This is a genomic window from Pseudomonas sp. LBUM1658 (assembly GCF_059716055.1).
Window position 1 is genome coordinate 4,634,102 of sequence record NZ_CP166798.1, and the last position, 16,595, is coordinate 4,650,696.

At 61.2% G+C, this 16,595-nt stretch carries 4 protein-coding genes; 3 read left to right on the forward strand and 1 reads right to left on the reverse strand.

Going from position 1 to position 16,595, the window contains the following annotated elements:
• Positions 1 to 334 precede the first annotated feature (334 nt).
• Positions 335 to 11,374, reverse strand: a complete 11,040-nt coding sequence (locus ACA064_RS21400; RefSeq protein ID WP_497669908.1) for a peroxidase family protein — start codon at positions 11,372 to 11,374, stop codon at positions 335 to 337.
• A gap of 756 nt (positions 11,375 to 12,130) precedes the next feature.
• Between ACA064_RS21400 and ACA064_RS21405 the strand changes: the two genes are divergently transcribed.
• The 3 genes from ACA064_RS21405 to ACA064_RS21415 are packed head-to-tail and all read left to right on the forward strand — an operon-like array spanning position 12,131 to position 16,544.
• Entirely contained in the window at positions 12,131 to 13,867 is a 1,737-nt protein-coding gene (locus ACA064_RS21405; protein WP_497669909.1) for a type I secretion system permease/ATPase, read from the forward strand.
• Positions 13,868 to 13,873: 6 nt separating this feature from the next.
• Positions 13,874 to 15,214 carry an HlyD family type I secretion periplasmic adaptor subunit gene (locus ACA064_RS21410; protein ID WP_497669910.1) on the forward strand — a complete coding sequence of 447 codons (1,341 nt, stop codon included), beginning with the start codon at positions 13,874 to 13,876 and terminating at the stop codon, positions 15,212 to 15,214.
• Between the two features lies 1 nt (position 15,215).
• Positions 15,216 to 16,544 carry a TolC family outer membrane protein gene (locus tag ACA064_RS21415; protein ID WP_497669911.1) on the forward strand — a complete coding sequence of 443 codons (1,329 nt, stop codon included), beginning with the start codon at positions 15,216 to 15,218 and terminating at the stop codon, positions 16,542 to 16,544.
• The last annotated feature ends 51 nt before the right edge of the window (positions 16,545 to 16,595 follow it).

Genomic DNA, 16,595 nt, shown 5'->3' on the forward strand with positions numbered 1-16,595 from the left:
CCTGGAGTCTTATCAGCGTGTTCAGCAGTTAAGAGTCAGTGGGAAGCATTCATCACGTTTGGATTGCAGGTGGCGGGTGTGTCGAGCAGAAGCGGCGAGCGAAACCAACAGGCTGCTTATGGCGCAGGTAGCTGAAATGTTCAAGGCTGGGCTCCCCTTTTTCCACTCCCCACTCAAATGTTGATCGAGCGTTTCCTACGGTCCGACATACCGACCTGCCAAGGTGGGTCACCCATTTTCAGCTTAACAAACGGCCAGGTTTTAAAAAAAAAGGGAGGGCATCCATGCCCTCCCCTCCGCTTTCCACGCGTCTGCAACAGTACTGATCAGGACCTCAAGTGGCGAGAATGAAGTCTGCGGCAGTGACGGTTGTTGCATCGGCCACACCGACCAGGCGGATGGACTCAGCTCCTGCGGAGCCGATCAAGGTATCCGCACCGACATCGGTGATGATGACGTTGCCGGCAAAGGTCGCAGCAGTGACGCCGAACGCGGAAATATCGAGCCGGTCCTGGCCTCCCACCGCGTTGGCATCGAAGCCGATGATCTGATCGGCCCCGAAGCCCGCTGCGAACATGAAGATATCGTTGCCACTGCTGGCAACCATCACGTCGTTGCCGGCACCGCCAGTGACCGTATTGTTGCCAGTACCACCATCGATAAAGTCATTGCCGGCACCACCCAACAATGTGTCGTTAGCGTCACCACCGAGCAGCGTGTCGTTGCCTGCTCCACCATTCAAGACATCCGCGCCATCACCGCCGTCGAGGCTGTCATCGCCAGTGCCGCCGTTCAGGGTATCCGTGCCAATGCCACCGAACAGTTGGTCGTTACCGGCGTCGCCATTCAGTGTGTCGTTACCGCCGTTGCCGGTGAGGATGTCGTTGCCGTCGCCACCATTGAGGGTGTCATTACCCGCTCCCGCGGTGATGACGTTGTTCAACCCGTTGCCGATGCCGACGAAGTTGCCGGCTCCGGTGTAGGTCAGATTTTCGACATTAGCGCCCAGCGTGTAGCTGGCCAGCGAGGTCTGCACGGTGTCCGTACCGCCACCCGCCACCTCGACCACCACGTCTGCGGCTACATCGACAACGTAGGTATCGTTGCCGGCTCCCCCCACCAACCGGTCAGCACCTGCACCGCCATTGAGGAAGTCGTTACCCACCCCGCCGGTGATGGTGTTGGCTAGCGCGTTACCGGTACCGGTGAAGTTACCGGCGCCCGTATAGGTCAGGTTCTCGACGTTGGCACCGAGCAGGTAGTTCGTCAGACTGGTTTGCACCAGATCGGTACCACCACCCAGCGCCTCGGTGACAAGGTCACCGACGTTGTCGACCACAAACGTGTCGTTGCCGGCACCGCCGTTCATGGCATCCGCGCCGAGCCCACCGTTGAGGGTGTCGTTGCCGTCCTCGCCATTGAGGACGTCGTTGTTGTCTCCGCCGTTGAGGATGTCGTTGCCAGTGCCGCCAAACAACTGGTCGATACCGGCGAGGCCATTCAGCGTATCGTTCCCGCCCAGGCCAAGCAGCACATCGTTACCCGCGGTGCCGGTGAGGGTGTTCGCCAAAGCATTGCCCTGCAGTACCACGCCCTGTACCGCAACCGCCGCCGTCGCCGCAGAGGTCACCGACTCCAGCGTGCCGAAGCCATCGGTGTAGCGCACGATCACTCGCAGTTGCAGATTGACCTGCGCCGCACCAGGGGTGAAGGTCGCAGCAGTCGCGCCGTTGATGTTAGTGAAGGACGCGCCGACACCTTGCTGCCACTGGAAGCTGAAGGTGCCCAGCCCATCCGGATCGGCAATCCCACCCGTCAGCGCGGTCAGCACCTGCCCTTGATCCGGTGTCGTATCGCTGATCAGCAACGCGCCTGTCGGTGCATCGTTGACGTTGGCCACCGGCCCCAGGATGTTGGACGAAGCGCTTTCGGCCGCACCGAAGTCATCCACGTAACCGACCACCACGCGCACTGCCTGGCCGACCTGAGCCTGGCCAAGCGCGAACGTGCTACTGGTAGCTCCGGCGATGTTGACGAAGCCAGGCCCGTTGTTCGCCTGCCATTGGTAGGTGAACTGCGGATTGCTGAGGCCATCAACGTCGATGATGCTCGCCGGGTTAGCAGTCAACACCTGGTTCTGCACTGCAAGCCCGGTTACGGTTGGCCCTGCAGTCGGTGCATCGTTGACGTTGTCCACCGGCCCCAGGATGTTGGACGAAACGCTTTCGGCCACACCGAAGGCATCCACGTAACCCATCACCACTTGCACTTCCTTGTCGACCTGAGCCTGGCCAAGCGCGAACGTGCTACCGGTAGCGCCGGCGATGTTGACGAAGCCAAGCCCGTCGTTCGCCTGCCACTGGTAGGTGAACTGCGGATTGCTCAGGCCATCAAGGTCGATGATGCTCGACGGGTCAGCGGTCAACACCTGGTTCTGCACTGCAAGCCCGGTAACGGTCGGCCCTTCGGTCGGTGTACTGTTCCCGGACGAATCGACGATCTCCAGCGTGCCCTTGGCATCCTGGTACACCGCCCGGACGCGGATGTTCAGACCCGCCTCATCGGCCCCCACCCGGAAGGTGGTGCCAGTCGCCCGCGATGCCTCGCCAGCGGCGAGGACGGTGATGTCGTCATAGATGCCCGAGCCGGCAATGTTTTCGACCTGCCAGTAGTAAGCCACCCCACCGGTCACCGCGCCGGTCGGATTGGTCACGCTTTGGTTGTCCGCGTCGTGTACCGCCCGATCGCTGACGCGCAGCAACTGGCCGGCGACAGGCGTACCGTCACGCACACCGGTGGCAGCATCGAGGATTGCCAGATGACCCGATGGGTCGTTGTTTTGAGCGGTGCCCACTCCGGACGACTGCGCCACGTCAGCGAACTGCAGACGCTCGATGCCCGTCAGGCGATCGACGCCATCACGCCCCGCCACCGAGTCGGTCACAATGACCGTGTCGCCATCGATCTCGACGCCGTATTCCCCCGCAGTACCGGAGAACAGAGCGGTGTCGAAGCTGTCGGTGCCGGTCAGAATCTCCCGCACGATGACCAACTGGCCCGGGTTGTAAGTACCGTTCAGCATAAACGGCACCAGTGGCTCCATGCTGTTGAACGTGGCGATTTCCGCGCCAGTGCCATCAGCGTTCGCCCGTACGCTGATGCGTACGTTCAGCCACTTGTCACCGTCGATGATGTCGTCCCCCCCGCGACCTTCGATCAGGTCGCTGCCGCTACCGCCAAGGATGATGTTGCCGCCGTCGAAGAACGTCGCTCCGGCGGGCAGCAGATCAGCGAGGCCGTCGATCAGGTCAATGTTGGTCAACACACTGCCGGTTGCACCCGCAGTGGGCAGCGAGGTGGCATCTTCGTTGTCACCGCGCAGGAAGTCACCGTGGGACGAACCCGACAGACCTTCCATGATGTCGAAACGCACCAGCGCCGATGCACCCGAACCCGGTACCGGCGGAACATCGAAAAAACGGTCGGTGAAATCGATGGTCACGCCCTGGGCGAGCCCCTTGAAGGTTGCCCAGTCATAGCCGGAGCCGCCGATATAGCGGTCACCGAAGCCGAGACTGCCGACCATGATGTCGTCGCCACCCTCGCCGTTGAACTTATCGTTCTCGCTACCGCCGATGTACACATCGTGGCCGATTATAGGGTCATTGCCGAGCGGGTCGAAGTTGTCGCCAGGTGCACCGTCCGAGGTGCCCTTCTCGATCCAGTCGTCGCCTTCGTTACCCATGTCCTGTTCGTTGGCTTTGCTACCCAGGATGAAGTCGTTGCCGTGGCCACCAATGGCCTCGGAAGCGTCCTCGCCGGTCACGATGAAGTCATTGCCGAACCCGCCGATGATCAGGTTGACGCCGTTGCCACCGTGCAGCACGTCGTTGCCGTCGCCACCCTGGATGTTATCGTCGCCGCCGCGGTCGGTGATGATGTCGTCGCCAGCGCCACCGCGCAGTTGGTCGTTGCCGTCACCACCTTCGATGCGATCGTTGCCGCCGTCGCCCCAGACCGTGTCATCGCCTTCACTGGCGACGAGGATGTCTGCATTGTTGGTGCCGCCCAGCACGATGTGCTCTTCACCTGTGTATTTGATGTAGTTGGCGTCCGGCCCCGCGGTCAGCGGGTTGTCGCGGAACACCACCTGCTCGCCGTTCTCGCCAAGCGGATCGGCGTTGCCCAGGCCATCGTTGTACTGCTTGCTCTGGTCCCTTTCCAGATAGAACCCAGGGTCCGAGAACACCAGACCCGGCAAGTGCGTGGCCGAGGTGTTGGCCATGATCAGCTTGGCGAACGAGTTGCTTTCCAGTTCGGCATTCATCGACAGGCCAGCGGTACGCTCTAGATAGTAGAAGCGGTCACCGTCCTGCAGTTTTTCCAGCTGGTTCTCGAACACGAAGTTGAACGTCGAGCCCAACATGCCGCCGAACGGAGTTTTCTCTTCGGCCAGGCCGCCGATCCACAGATCGATGGCATCGACGCCCGTGACAGTCACACCCTTCAGATCGTCTGCAGTCCCCAGCAGCCCATCCTTGCCGGCCCGCGTCACGTTGGCCCAAGTGCCGGTGCCATTGAGGAAGTCCAGGCGGTCGGCCGGCGCACCCGTACCACCGAATACCAGCGCCATGGCTGCAGCGCGTTTGCCTTCCAGCGTGGTCGCCGCCGTGATCGTGTCATGGGTGCCATAGGCCGCGATGAAGTTGATCAACGACTCCGGATGCTTGAGGTGCTGCACCAGGTCGACCCAGCTGGTGTAAGGCTTGAGTTGGCTATCACCGGTTTGGCTGTAGATGTCGCGGCGGACCGCATTGAGCGAAGGAATCCCCACGTCGCGGCCACGGGCGATGTTGATCGCCGGCAGGTCGAGCGGCAGGCCGAGCAGGTTGTTGCGCAACGCCTCGGTGACGAACTCGTCGATTTCGTTACCGGCTTGCCGAGTCATCCCACGCACGATCGCACTGGTCGCATCCTCGGGCGTCACGCCACTGGCGGCGTACGCCAACGGGTTGAGGAACGCCGCGATCAGGCCGAGTTGCTGATCAGGATCAGCGCTGTTCGGATCGCCGACCACGTTGAAGTCGACGTCGAAGCGATCGACGGTCTCGGTCAGCATCGAGTGGCCAAACCGGTACACGGTGTGGGCGAACTCGGCGACGATCGAGGCATCGAGGTCAACGTCATAGACCTGGGTCGGTGCAAAGAACAGGTCGACGTTGGGCTGGATGGCCCGGGCAAACTCCTCGAACACCAGGTGCTGATACTGCATCTCGGTGCCGAACTTGGCAGCCTGGAACAGGCGCTCGCCATTCCACACCAGCGCCTCGATCTCGGCCTGGTTGGCGGGCAACGCGCTCACTGGAGTGAGCAGCCACTCGTTCAGGAAGGCGACGTCACCCGAATCGAGCACGGTGTCCTTGGTCTGCGCGACCAGCCGATTGTGCTCGGCGTGGAAAATCGCATGCACCGCGGTCAGGCCGATGTTCTCGTTGACCCGGCCGTCGCCAGCGATGTAGTGCGCATCCAACAACTCGTTGTCGTAGGCCAGGTTGGCCCCGGTATGCGGATTGACCGGCACTGCGTTGCCAATACCGGAATCCGCGTCAGGCACGAGCACGCCACCGCTGAACACCGGCGCTGCATTGTGGGCAATGTCGGCGAGGAACTGGTGACCGGTGCGCACAGCATTGGCCAGGTTAACCGGGGCAAGCGGATTGCCTTCGACAAGAACGTCATCAGCCGTGCCGCCAAGACCGTCAGCCCCCTTCATCACGACCATCGGGAAGCCGTTCGGCCCCTTGATGAAATTGCCATAGGCGTCAGTCGCCAACAGCGGGGCGTTATCGACGTCGGCATCGGTAAGGCGGATACCCAGGATGTCGTTGGCCTGCGCCTTGACCACTTTCCAGGTCGCCATACCACCGATTTCGCTGTCGTCTGCAGTCCCAAACTTGCCATCCGCCCCCAGGTCACGGTTAGTGATCAGCCTGCCGGTCGCGATGGGGCCGTTGTCGGTCAGCTCATAACCGCGCAGGAAAACCTGGTGCGACGGGTGCGAGCTGTAGGTCTGGTTTTGGTCCACGAATGGCGACGTGGTGTTGGTGTGCTCATGGATGTCGTCGGCCGTGCCGAGAACGCCATCCGCCCCTGGCAGGTTGGTCGCGCGGGTCAGCACCATGAAGTTGGTGTGGCCACCTGGCACATACAGCGGATCATCCGGTTGCAGCGGAATGAAGATGGTGCCCGAACCGCCTTTGGTCAGCAGGTCCAGCCCATGATCGAAGAACTGCCCGAAGAAGGTCATCCAGGCGTTGAACGGCGCGGACAACCCTGCGTCCGGCGCAGTGTTCTCGAACAGGTACACATCATGGTCGTCGGCAGTACCGAACTGACCATCCATGCCGGGGCTGGCGACTATCCGTGTGCCATCCTTGAGCACGTCGTCGTTACCCACCTCGCCGAAGTTGAGCACACCGTCCGCACCCGGATCGTAAGCCGTGGCATAGGCCGCCGGGTTGTTCGACGTCTGGTCGACGATCAGATTACTGATGGTGCGCGGCTGTGAGTCAAACACGAAGCCGCTGTTCTGCTGATACGACGATCCCGGGATGGCCGGCGAGCCGGGGCCGAAGAACCCGGCAGGAGCACCTTCCGCCGGATTGAAGACCGGATCGGTCACGCGCGGGAAGACGTTATCGGCGGCACCAAACTCGGTGTTGTTGATGCCGTTGAGGTTCATCAGGTTGTTGTTCGAGCCATCGACCGCACGCAGGCCCAACGGCGCGCGGATATTCGGGATCAGCGAGAGGATGTCCTGACCGGCCGCGTCAGCCTCGGCAATCTTGATCTGATCAAGAATGAAGTTGAGGTCGGAGCGGACCATGTGAAGGCCCTCGCCACCCTCGGTGGCATTGACGACGGGTGTCGGGGCCGTCGGCACAACCGGCGCGCCGGGAGCCACCACATCAGTCGGTTGCGAGAACACCACTTCAGTCGTGCCATGACCATCCTGGTAGATCGCCTTGACCCGCAGTGACAGCCCGGCAAGATCCGGCGAGACTTTGAACGTGGTGCCGTCGGCACTTTGGAACGCCAGGTCACCCGCAGGCAGCAGGATGATGTCTTCGAACACGCCGGTGCCGGGGTCGGCTTCGAACTGCCAATAGTAGGACACCGAGGAGTTGTTGAGAGTACCCAGCGGATTACCCGCCGCGATGTTGTTGTCATCGCGCACCCCGGCCACGCTGACAGTCAGCGTGTCGCCCACCGTTATCGCTCCGCCGTTTCCATCCGTGATGTTCGGACTGCCAACCGGTTGTGCATTCAGCCCCGGCACCAGTACTTGCTGGGTATCGGCGAACTGCAGGCGTTCGATATGCAGCAAGGTATCGGTGCCGTCGCGACCCACTTCGGTATCGGTCACCGTCCAGACATCATCCGCCACATCGGCCGTGCCGCGGGTGTCACGCGTGACCACATACTCGGACTGAAGTCCGGAGAAAATGGCAGTGTCTAAGGCCGCCCCGCCCGTCGAGGTGCCGGGCAGGATTTCCCGCACGGCCTTGAGCTGACCCGGGTTATAGGTGCGGTCGAGCATGAACGGGATCATATCGACCATGCTGTCGAAGCTGGCGATCTCGGGGCCGGTATGATTGACGTCACCGGCGTCATAGACAGCAATCCTGACGTTGAGCCATTTGTCGCCATCGATCAGATCATCACCACCGCGGCCCTCGATCAGGTCGCTGCCATTGCCACCCAGGATGATGTTGCCCGTGGCAAAGCCGGTGGTCGGCAAACCGGCGTCGGCCAGAAACTGCTCCAGTCCGCGGATCAACGCCACATTGGTCAGCGCACTGCCCGTAGTGCCACCGTGGTCGACGATAGTGACCGCATCAACATTGTCGCCTTTGAGCACATCGCCGAATTGCGAACCGGACAAGCCTTCGACCTCGGCAAAACGGTCGAGGATCGAGGCCGGCGACGCGCCGACCGGATTGAACGGCCCGTTGTTCTGGTTTGGCGCGTTGCCGTGTGGCTGCGCCAGCGCGGCCATAGTCAGGTCAACGGTCACGCCGACCCGGTCATTTTTGTGGGTTACCCAGTCGAAACCGGACATGCCGTCCATATTGTCCTGGGCATCGCTGCCGACAAAGATGTCATCGCCACCCTCGCCGATCATTTCGTCGAAGCCACCACCACCGAGAAAGATGTCGTTGCCGATCACATCGTCATTGAGCAACGGCGAGTTGTTATCGCCAGGCGCGCCGTCCTGGGTGCCTTTCTCGATCCAGTCATCTCCTTCATTGCCGATAGCTGGCAGGTTGGTCTTGGCACCGAGGATGAAATCGTCACCCTGACCGCCGAAGGTGGTGCTGACGTCTTCGGTGGTGATGATGAAGTCCTGGCCATCGCCCCCCAGGATCAGGTTGCCTCCAACCAGCATGCTACCGGCGACGATCACATCGTTACCGGCATTGCCTTCCAGACGGTTGTCGCCGAACGAGTCGGTAATGATGTCATCGCCCGCGCCGCCCAGTACCGCATCGTTCCCGGCGCCGCCTTCGAGGCGGTCGTTGCCTGCGTCGCCGTAAACAGTGTCATCGCCGTCACCGGAGATGATGATGTCATTACCGGCGGTACCGCCCAGGACGACATGGTCTTCACCGGTGTATTGCAGATAATTACTGTCCGCGCCAACGGTGTTGGGGTTGTCGCGGATCACCAGCGGCACGATTTCCACGCCGTTGATCATGAGGCCGCCCGTCGGGTCGGCGCCGCCGTTTGCGCCAAGGCCGGTGAACTGATTAGCCTGATTCACTTCCAAGGTGTACGTCGGCGTCAGGAACACCGTGTTCGACAGGTGAGTGACATCGGTGTTGAGCATGATCAGCTTGGCAAAGGAGTTGTTCTCCAGCTCGGTGCCGAAGTTCAGCCCCGCGACGCGCGACAGATAGTAGAAGCGGTCGCCGTTCTGCAACGCCTCCATCTGGGTCTCAAACACGAAGTTGAACGACGAGCCGAGCATACCGCCGAACGGCATCTTCTGCTCGGCGAGGCCACCGACCCAGAAGTCGATGTCGTCGACGCCCGTGATCGTTACACCCGTCAGGTCGTCTGCGGTACCCAGTACCCCATCCCTGCCGGCCTTCGTTACGTTGGCCCAGGCACCGCTGCCGTTGAGGAAGTCCAGGCGGTCAGCCGGCGAACCGGCACCACCGAATACCAGCGCCAGGGCAGCATCGCGTTTGCCTGCCAGCGTAGTCGCGGCCGTAATGGTGTCATGCGTGCCATAGGCCGCGATGAAGTTGACCAACGACTCGGGGTGTTTGAGGTTGTCCGCCCAGTCAACCCAACTGATGTACGGCTTGAGTTGGCTGTCACCGGTTGATTCGTAGAACTCACGCCGCGCCTCATTCAACGTGGGGATGCCAGTGTCGCGACCACGCGCCAGGTTCAGGGCCGGCAAATCGAGGGGCAGACCAAGCAGATTGTTGCGCAACGCTTCGGTGACGAACTCGTCGATCTCGTTGCCGAGCTGGCGGGTCACACCGCGAATGATCGCTCCTGCCGCTTCGTCCGCGGTAGCCCCGCTGCCGGCGAATGCCAGCGGATTGAGGAAGGCCGCGATCAGACCGAGTTGCGAGTCCGGGTTGTTCGGGTCAGTGAGGAGCGGATTGAACTCGGGGTCGAAGCGATCGACGGTCTCGGTCAACATCGAGTGACCGAAACGGTACACCACGTGGGCGAACTCGGCGAGGATGGCCGGGTTGATCGAGGTGTCATACCCGTTGGGGGCAAGGAATTCGTCGATCTGCGGCTGAATGGTCCGCCCGAACTCCTCGAACACCAGGTGCTGGTACTGCATCTCGGTGCCGAACTTGGCGGCCTGGAACAGGCGTTCGCCGTCCCACACCAATGCTGCGATTTCGGCGAGTGTAGTCGGTATCGCGGCGACGTCGTCGACCAGCCACTCATTGAGGAAGGCCAGATCGCCGGTGGCCAGGATGGTGTCCTTGGATTGCTGGACCAGGCGGTTGTGCTCGGAGTGGAACACATGGTGCACGGCGGTCAGGCCGATGTTCTCGTTCGCCCGGCCATCGCCGGCAATGTAGTGAGCGTCGAGCAGTTCGTTGTCGTAGGTCAGGTTTTTACCGCCCGCGCCAACTGGCTGCGCATTGCCGATATCGGCGTCAGCATCCGCCTGCAGAACCCCGCCGACGACTACCGGCGCGGCATTGTGGGCGATGTCGTCGAGGAAGCCATGCCCAGTGCTCACGGCGCTGGCCAGACTGATCGGAGCATCCCGGTTGCCTTCGACCAGTTGCGTGACGTCATCAGCCGTCCCGGCGATACCGTCAGCGCCGTTACTGATGCGCATCACCACCTGCGGCATACCGCTCGAGCCCCGGATGAAGTTGCCATACGCATCGGTTGCCAGCAGCGGCACGTTGTGCACATCGGCGTCGGTCAGGTTGATGCCGAGAATGTCACGGGCCTGGGCCTTGACCACTGCCCAGGTCGCCATGCCGCCATTTTCGGCGCCGCCATCATCGGCAGTGCCGAACTTGCCATCGGCGCCCAGATCGCGGTTGGTAATCAAGCGCCCCGTTGCAATAGGGTCACCTGCCGCGTTGAGGACGTACTCGCGCAGGAACACCTGATGCGACGGGTGCGAGCTGTAGGTCTGGCTCTGGTCTACGAACGGCGAAGTGGTATTGGGCTGGCCATCATCGCTAGTGCCGAGTATTCCGTCCGCGCCGGCCGTACGCACTGCCCGTGACAGCACCATGAAGTTGGTCGGGCTGCCCGGCACGAACAACGGATCGTCCGGCTGCAACGGAATAAACACGATGTCGGTACTGCTCTTGCTGAGCAGGTCGAGGCCGTGGTCGAAGAACTGGCCGAAGAAGGTCATCCACGAGTTGAAGCCGGCGGTCAGACCGGCGTCCGGCGACTCGTTGGGGATGAAGAACACTTGCTTGTCGTCATCCGTGCCGAACACGCCATCCAGCCCGGGACTGATCACTGGGTCGGCCCCGCCGTTCGCAGCGACAGCGGCCGGGTTGTGGGCGGTCTGGTCGGCGATCAGGTTACTGATGATGCGTGGCTGCGGGTCGATAACATTCCCCGTCCCTTGGTATGCCGCTCGATACGAGGGATCAAGCAGGCGCAAGAAGGAATTGTCCGCGGCGCCAAACTCGCCTTGCCCGGCGACCAGGTTGTTGGAACTGCCATCGACGGTACGCAGGCCGAATGGCACCTGACTGTTGGGTAGCAAATCACTGAGGCTGGCGCCGTCGGCATGCGCTTCTGCGATGAAGATTTGCTTGAGGATGAATTCCAGGTCCGACTTGTTGAAATTGGCCATTTTGTTGTTGTCCTCGATCTGTCTGGGGGAGGGCACGGGACGATAAAATCCTCCCACGCCCAGTTAGGTGCTGGCTTGCGCAGTTTGTTGGTTCAGTTTTTTGGCGAGAGCTGGCGCGGGAAAGGCAAAGCCGTTACCCGGCACCCGGGATGCGCGCCTGGAATTCGCGGAATGAATTGCTCGCTGGGCGATTAGGCAGAGCGAATCCGAGTCCTGGGTGGGCCATGGAAACTGGAAGTAAAAGCGAACTTCCTAAATAGCCCCTTCACTCTGCAAAAGAACGAAATGATCGACATGTTCTGCTCCCTCAGAAAAATCACCGCGCCTTGCGTTGCCAAAGCGATGGCAGGCTTCAGACGGGCGATCCCCCAACACGACTAAAGTTCCATAACAAAAAACTGTCAATATTACGCCGCAAAAACAGACGACCGGTATTTAACCGGCCAACACTGTCAATATTACGCCACAACAACAGACGACCGGTATTTGACGGATCAATTCTTAAAAGACATCTAGGTAGTTTTAAGTGCTGCTATAGAGCGAAATGTTATTTCAAACTGTATCGCAAGAGAGACAAACGCGACCTACTCTGCTGCATGCGGGAGCAACGCAGAGATGTCGGAAGACTCGCCGATAGAGCTACAGCCTGCGTGTCGACTAGCTGCCTACGGAACTACATCCACTGTTAGCCAACTACATTTACTGTTAGCTGTTGCGCCGGAAGGGCAACCGGCTTTTCGGTAAGGGATGACCAAAATGCACAAGCAGTCGAGCACCCGCTCCGAACTGGCCGACGCGCTCTTTCGTCTGCGCCGCAGTTTTTACTCGTTGGCAGGGTTCAGCGGCGTCATCAACGTCATGATGTTGACGCCTGCCGTGTACATGCTGCAGGTCTATGATCGGGCCTTGGTCAGTCGCAACGTCACGACGTTGACGATGTTGACCATTCTAGTGATAGGCCTGTTCTTGCTGATGGCCACGCTGGAAATGTTCCGCACCCGCGTGCTGATCCGGGTCGGCAACTGCCTCGACATGGACCTCAATCGACGCATTTTCACCGCAGCATTCGAGCGCAACCTGAGCCGCGCCGGTGGTAATCCGGCCCAGGCCCTGCAGGATCTCGCGCAGGTGCGTCAGTTCCTCACCGGCAATGGCCTGTTCGCTTTCTTTGATGCGCCATGGACGCCGATCTACCTGCTGGTCGCCTATCTGATCCACCCGCTGCTCGGACTGATCACGCTGATCGGCTCGCTGATTCTGGTGGGCCTGGCTTATCTCACCGAGAAGGCGACACAAAAGCCGCTGGCCGAAGCCAATCAGGCCGCCCTCTCCTCCGCCAGCTACGCCAACAACAACCTGCGCAACGCCGAGGTCATCGAGGCCATGGGCATGCTGCCGTCGATCGGCAAACGCTGGTACCAAAGCCATTTGCGCATTCTGGAAATGCAGACCCTGGCCTCAGACCGTGCCGCCCTGATCAGCAGCACCGGGCGCTTCGTGCGTATTACATTGCAGTCGCTGATCCTCGGCGCCGGCGCGCTGCTGGCGATCGAAGGCAAGATCACCCCCGGGATGATGATTGCTTGCTCGATCCTCACCGGCCGCGCGCTGGCCCCGGTGGAACAAGTCATCGCGTCGTGGAAGCAGCTGATTGGCTGCCGTTCGGCTTGGGGCCGGTTGAACGAGATGCTGAACGAGTATCCGCGCCGGCCACCGAGCATGTCGCTGCAGCGGCCGCTGGGCATGGTGGCAGTGGAGAATGTGTATGCCGGTGCCCCCGGCACCAGCAACACGATTTTGCGCGGAGTGAGCTTCAACCTTTCCCCCGGCGAAAGCCTTGGCATTATCGGTCCATCCGCCTCGGGCAAATCCACCCTCGCCCGCCTGTTGGTCGGCGTCTGGCCGGCACAGGCCGGCAAGGTGCGCCTGGACGGCGCGGACATATTCACCTGGAACAAGGGCGAACTTGGCCCCTGGCTCGGTTACCTGCCACAGGACGTGGAGCTGTTCGAGGGCACCATCGCCGACAACATTGCGCGCTTTGGCGAAGTGGACAGCGACGCGGTCATCCGCGCCGCCCGGACGACTGGAGTGCACGAGATGATCCTGCGTTTAGCGCAGGGTTATGAGACCCGTCTGGGCACCGATGGCAGCCCGCTTTCCGGTGGCCAGAAGCAACGCATCGCCTTAGCCCGCGCGCTGTATGGAGAACCCAATCTGATTGTGCTGGATGAGCCGAACGCCAACCTCGACGACGTCGGTGAAAAGGCCTTGGTCGATGCGCTGGCCCAACTCAAAAACCGCGGCGCCACCGTCATTCTGATTTCCCACCGTCCCAATGTGCTCTGCGCCGTCGATAAGGTGCTGATGCTGCGCGACGGCGGTGTGCAGATGCTCGGCACTCGCGACGAAGTATTCGCAGCGCTGCGCAAGGCCAGTGTGATGCCTGCAGGCGCGTCAACTCCGCTGGCCTCCGTCAAAGCACGGGAGTAACCGATCATGCAAATGAGCCAAACCACCGAGATGATTCACGCCGATCCCAGGAACGAGGTGGATCTGGACGTCGGCAAACCCATGCGCTGGGGCATGTGGCTGGTGCTCGCCGGCTTCGGCGGCTTCCTTCTGTGGTCCTGGCTGGCGCCGCTGGATGCCGGCGTGGTCGCGACAGGCACGGTAAAAGTCACCAGCAATCGCAAAGCCGTGCAGCATCTGAGCGGCGGCACCGTGGAGGCCATTCTTGTTCGCGAAGGCGATGCAGTGAAAAAAGGCCAGGAGGTGGTCCGCCTCGACTCGCTGCGTGCCGTTGCCGAACAGGGTGCGGTCAGCGCCCAGTACATCGTCAGCAAGACTGTGGAAAACCGCCTGGAAGCGGAACGTGACGACCGCGATGTGGTGAACTACGATCCCGAATTGCTCAAGCGCTTCGGGAATGACCACCGCCTGGTGGCCGCCATGGATCTGCAACAACGCCTGCTGGATACCCGGCGCGCCGGCCTCGCTGGCGAAATCAGCATCCTGCAGGAAAACCTCACGGCGTCGGCGGTGCAGCTCAAGGGACTGCAGCAGGTCTTTGGCGCCCGCGCCTCGCAGATCAACTTCCTCAACCAGGAACTACAAGGCACCCGCGTGCTGGCGGCCGAAGGCTATGTGCCGCGCAACCGTCTGCTTGAGCTGGAACGCAGCAATGCCGACCTCTCCGCCGGCCAGGCCGAGAACCTCAATAACATCGCTCGCGTGCGTAGCCAAACCACCGAAATCAAGCTGCGCATCCTGCAGCGCCAGCACGATTACCTGAAGGAAGTCGAATCGCAGCTCACCGACACCGCCAAGGAAAACACCACCCTGGCCGACCGCTTGCGTGCGCTGGACTATGAAGTGACCCACACGGTGATTCGGTCGCCGATCGATGGCATGGTCCAGTCCCTGAGCATTGCTACCGTCGGCGGGATCATTCAGCCCGGCTTCAAGATCATGGAAATCGTTCCGGACAACGAACCGCTGCAGGTCGACGCGATGATTCCCGTGCAGGCCATCGACAAGATGGTCCCCGGCCTGGCCGTGGACATTGCCTTCCCGGCCTTCAACCATGCCCAGACGCCCAACATCCCCGGCCGCGTGAAGACCGTCTCCGCCGACCGCCTGCTCGACGAGGAAAGCAAGGAACCGTTCTATCTGGCTCAGGTGGAAGTCACGCCCGATGGCATGAGCCTGCTTGGCAGCAATCACATTCGCCCCGGTATGCCCGCCAGCGTCACCATCAAGACCGGCGAGCGCAACATGATGAGCTATCTACTCAAACCGATGCTCGACCGTGTCGACAGCTCCTTCAAGGAACAATGAAATGGACCGTCATTGCCTGTTCTTCTGCCTGCTAGGGCTGTCACTGCCGGCCAGCGCCATGGACCTCAAACAAGCCTGGGATCTGTTGCAGTACCAAGGCCCCGTCTATCGCGCCGCCGTGCATGAAAAGGAGGCCGGTGTGGAAAACCGCGCCATCGGCAAGGCCGGCCTGCTACCGCAGATCAATGCCTCGGCCTACAACAACAAGGTCAATGGCTCCCAACGCCAGAACGGCATCGACAACGATCTCGACTACAACTCCAAGGGCGCTAACGTGCGCCTACGCCAGCCGCTGTTCAACAAACAGAAGATGGCCGAGTACCGCCAAGGTAAGCAGCGTGCCGACTACAGTGTCGCGGTGTTCGATGCCAAGAGTCAGGACGCCGCGGTGCGCCTGGCCGAAAGCTATTTCGACGTGCTCCTGGCCAGCGAAACCATCGTCCTGGCCAAGTCCAAGCTGAGCGCCTTCGATGAGCAACTCGCCTCGGCGAAACGGCGCATGGAGCTGGGGGCCGGCACCGTCACCGACATCGACGAGTCGGTCGCTCGCCGCGACCTCGCCGAGGCCGAGCTGATCGAAGCGCAGGACAACTTGGTCAACGCGCGCCGCAAGCTTGAGGAATATATCGGTGAAACCCCCGAATCGCTGACCACCTTGCGTCCGAGCTTCGATACACCACTGCTGCTACCGAACAACCTGCAAAACTGGCTGGTCAAAGCCCAGGCCGATAGCCCGCTGATCCATGCGCGCCGTTATAGCCACGACCTCGCCGAGGAAGAAGTGAAGCGCGCCAAGGCCGGCCACTGGCCAACACTGGATTTCGTTGCCGGCTACACTGCGGGCGAGAGCCAATCAATCTCCGAGTTGAATCAACGCAACCGCTACGGCTCAATCGGGCTGGAAGTAAATTTCCCGCTGTTCAACGGTGGCGGCGTCAGCGCGCTGACACGCCAGGCCAGTGCCAATAGCGATAAGGCCCTGGACGAACTCGACGCCACGCGCCAGGAAGTCATCTCCGGAACCACCCGTGAGTATAGCGGCGTACAGAGTGGCGCCAAACGTATTCACGCGCTGGAGAGGGCAGTAGAGTCCAACGAACGCTCACTGACTTCGACACGCAAGGGCTTCAAAGAGGGGGGCACCAACACCAACTCGGACGTCCTCAATGCCCAAGAGCTGCTCTTCGTTGCGCGCCACGATCTGTTCGAGGCCAAGTTGCGCTATTTGATGTCGCGCCTGCGCCTGGCCTCTTCGGTGGGCAGTCTGGGCGACGACGATATCGACCAGATCAACAACTACCTCGGCCCGGAACTGTTGGTCACCAACTGACTTCTCGGGGTTGGCGTTGATAGCTGAGGTCCAGCGATTCGGCCATACGCA

What these genes read in the sequence shown, in the direction of transcription:
- ACA064_RS21400 (WP_497669908.1), bottom strand. Translation starts at nt 11,374, where the DNA reads ATGGCCAATTTCAACAAGTCGGACCTGGAATTCATCCTCAAGCAAATC.
- ACA064_RS21405 (WP_497669909.1), top strand. Translation starts at nt 12,131, where the DNA reads ATGCACAAGCAGTCGAGCACCCGCTCCGAACTGGCCGACGCGCTCTTT.
- ACA064_RS21410 (WP_497669910.1), top strand. Translation starts at nt 13,874, where the DNA reads ATGCAAATGAGCCAAACCACCGAGATGATTCACGCCGATCCCAGGAAC.
- ACA064_RS21415 (WP_497669911.1), top strand. Translation starts at nt 15,216, where the DNA reads ATGGACCGTCATTGCCTGTTCTTCTGCCTGCTAGGGCTGTCACTGCCG.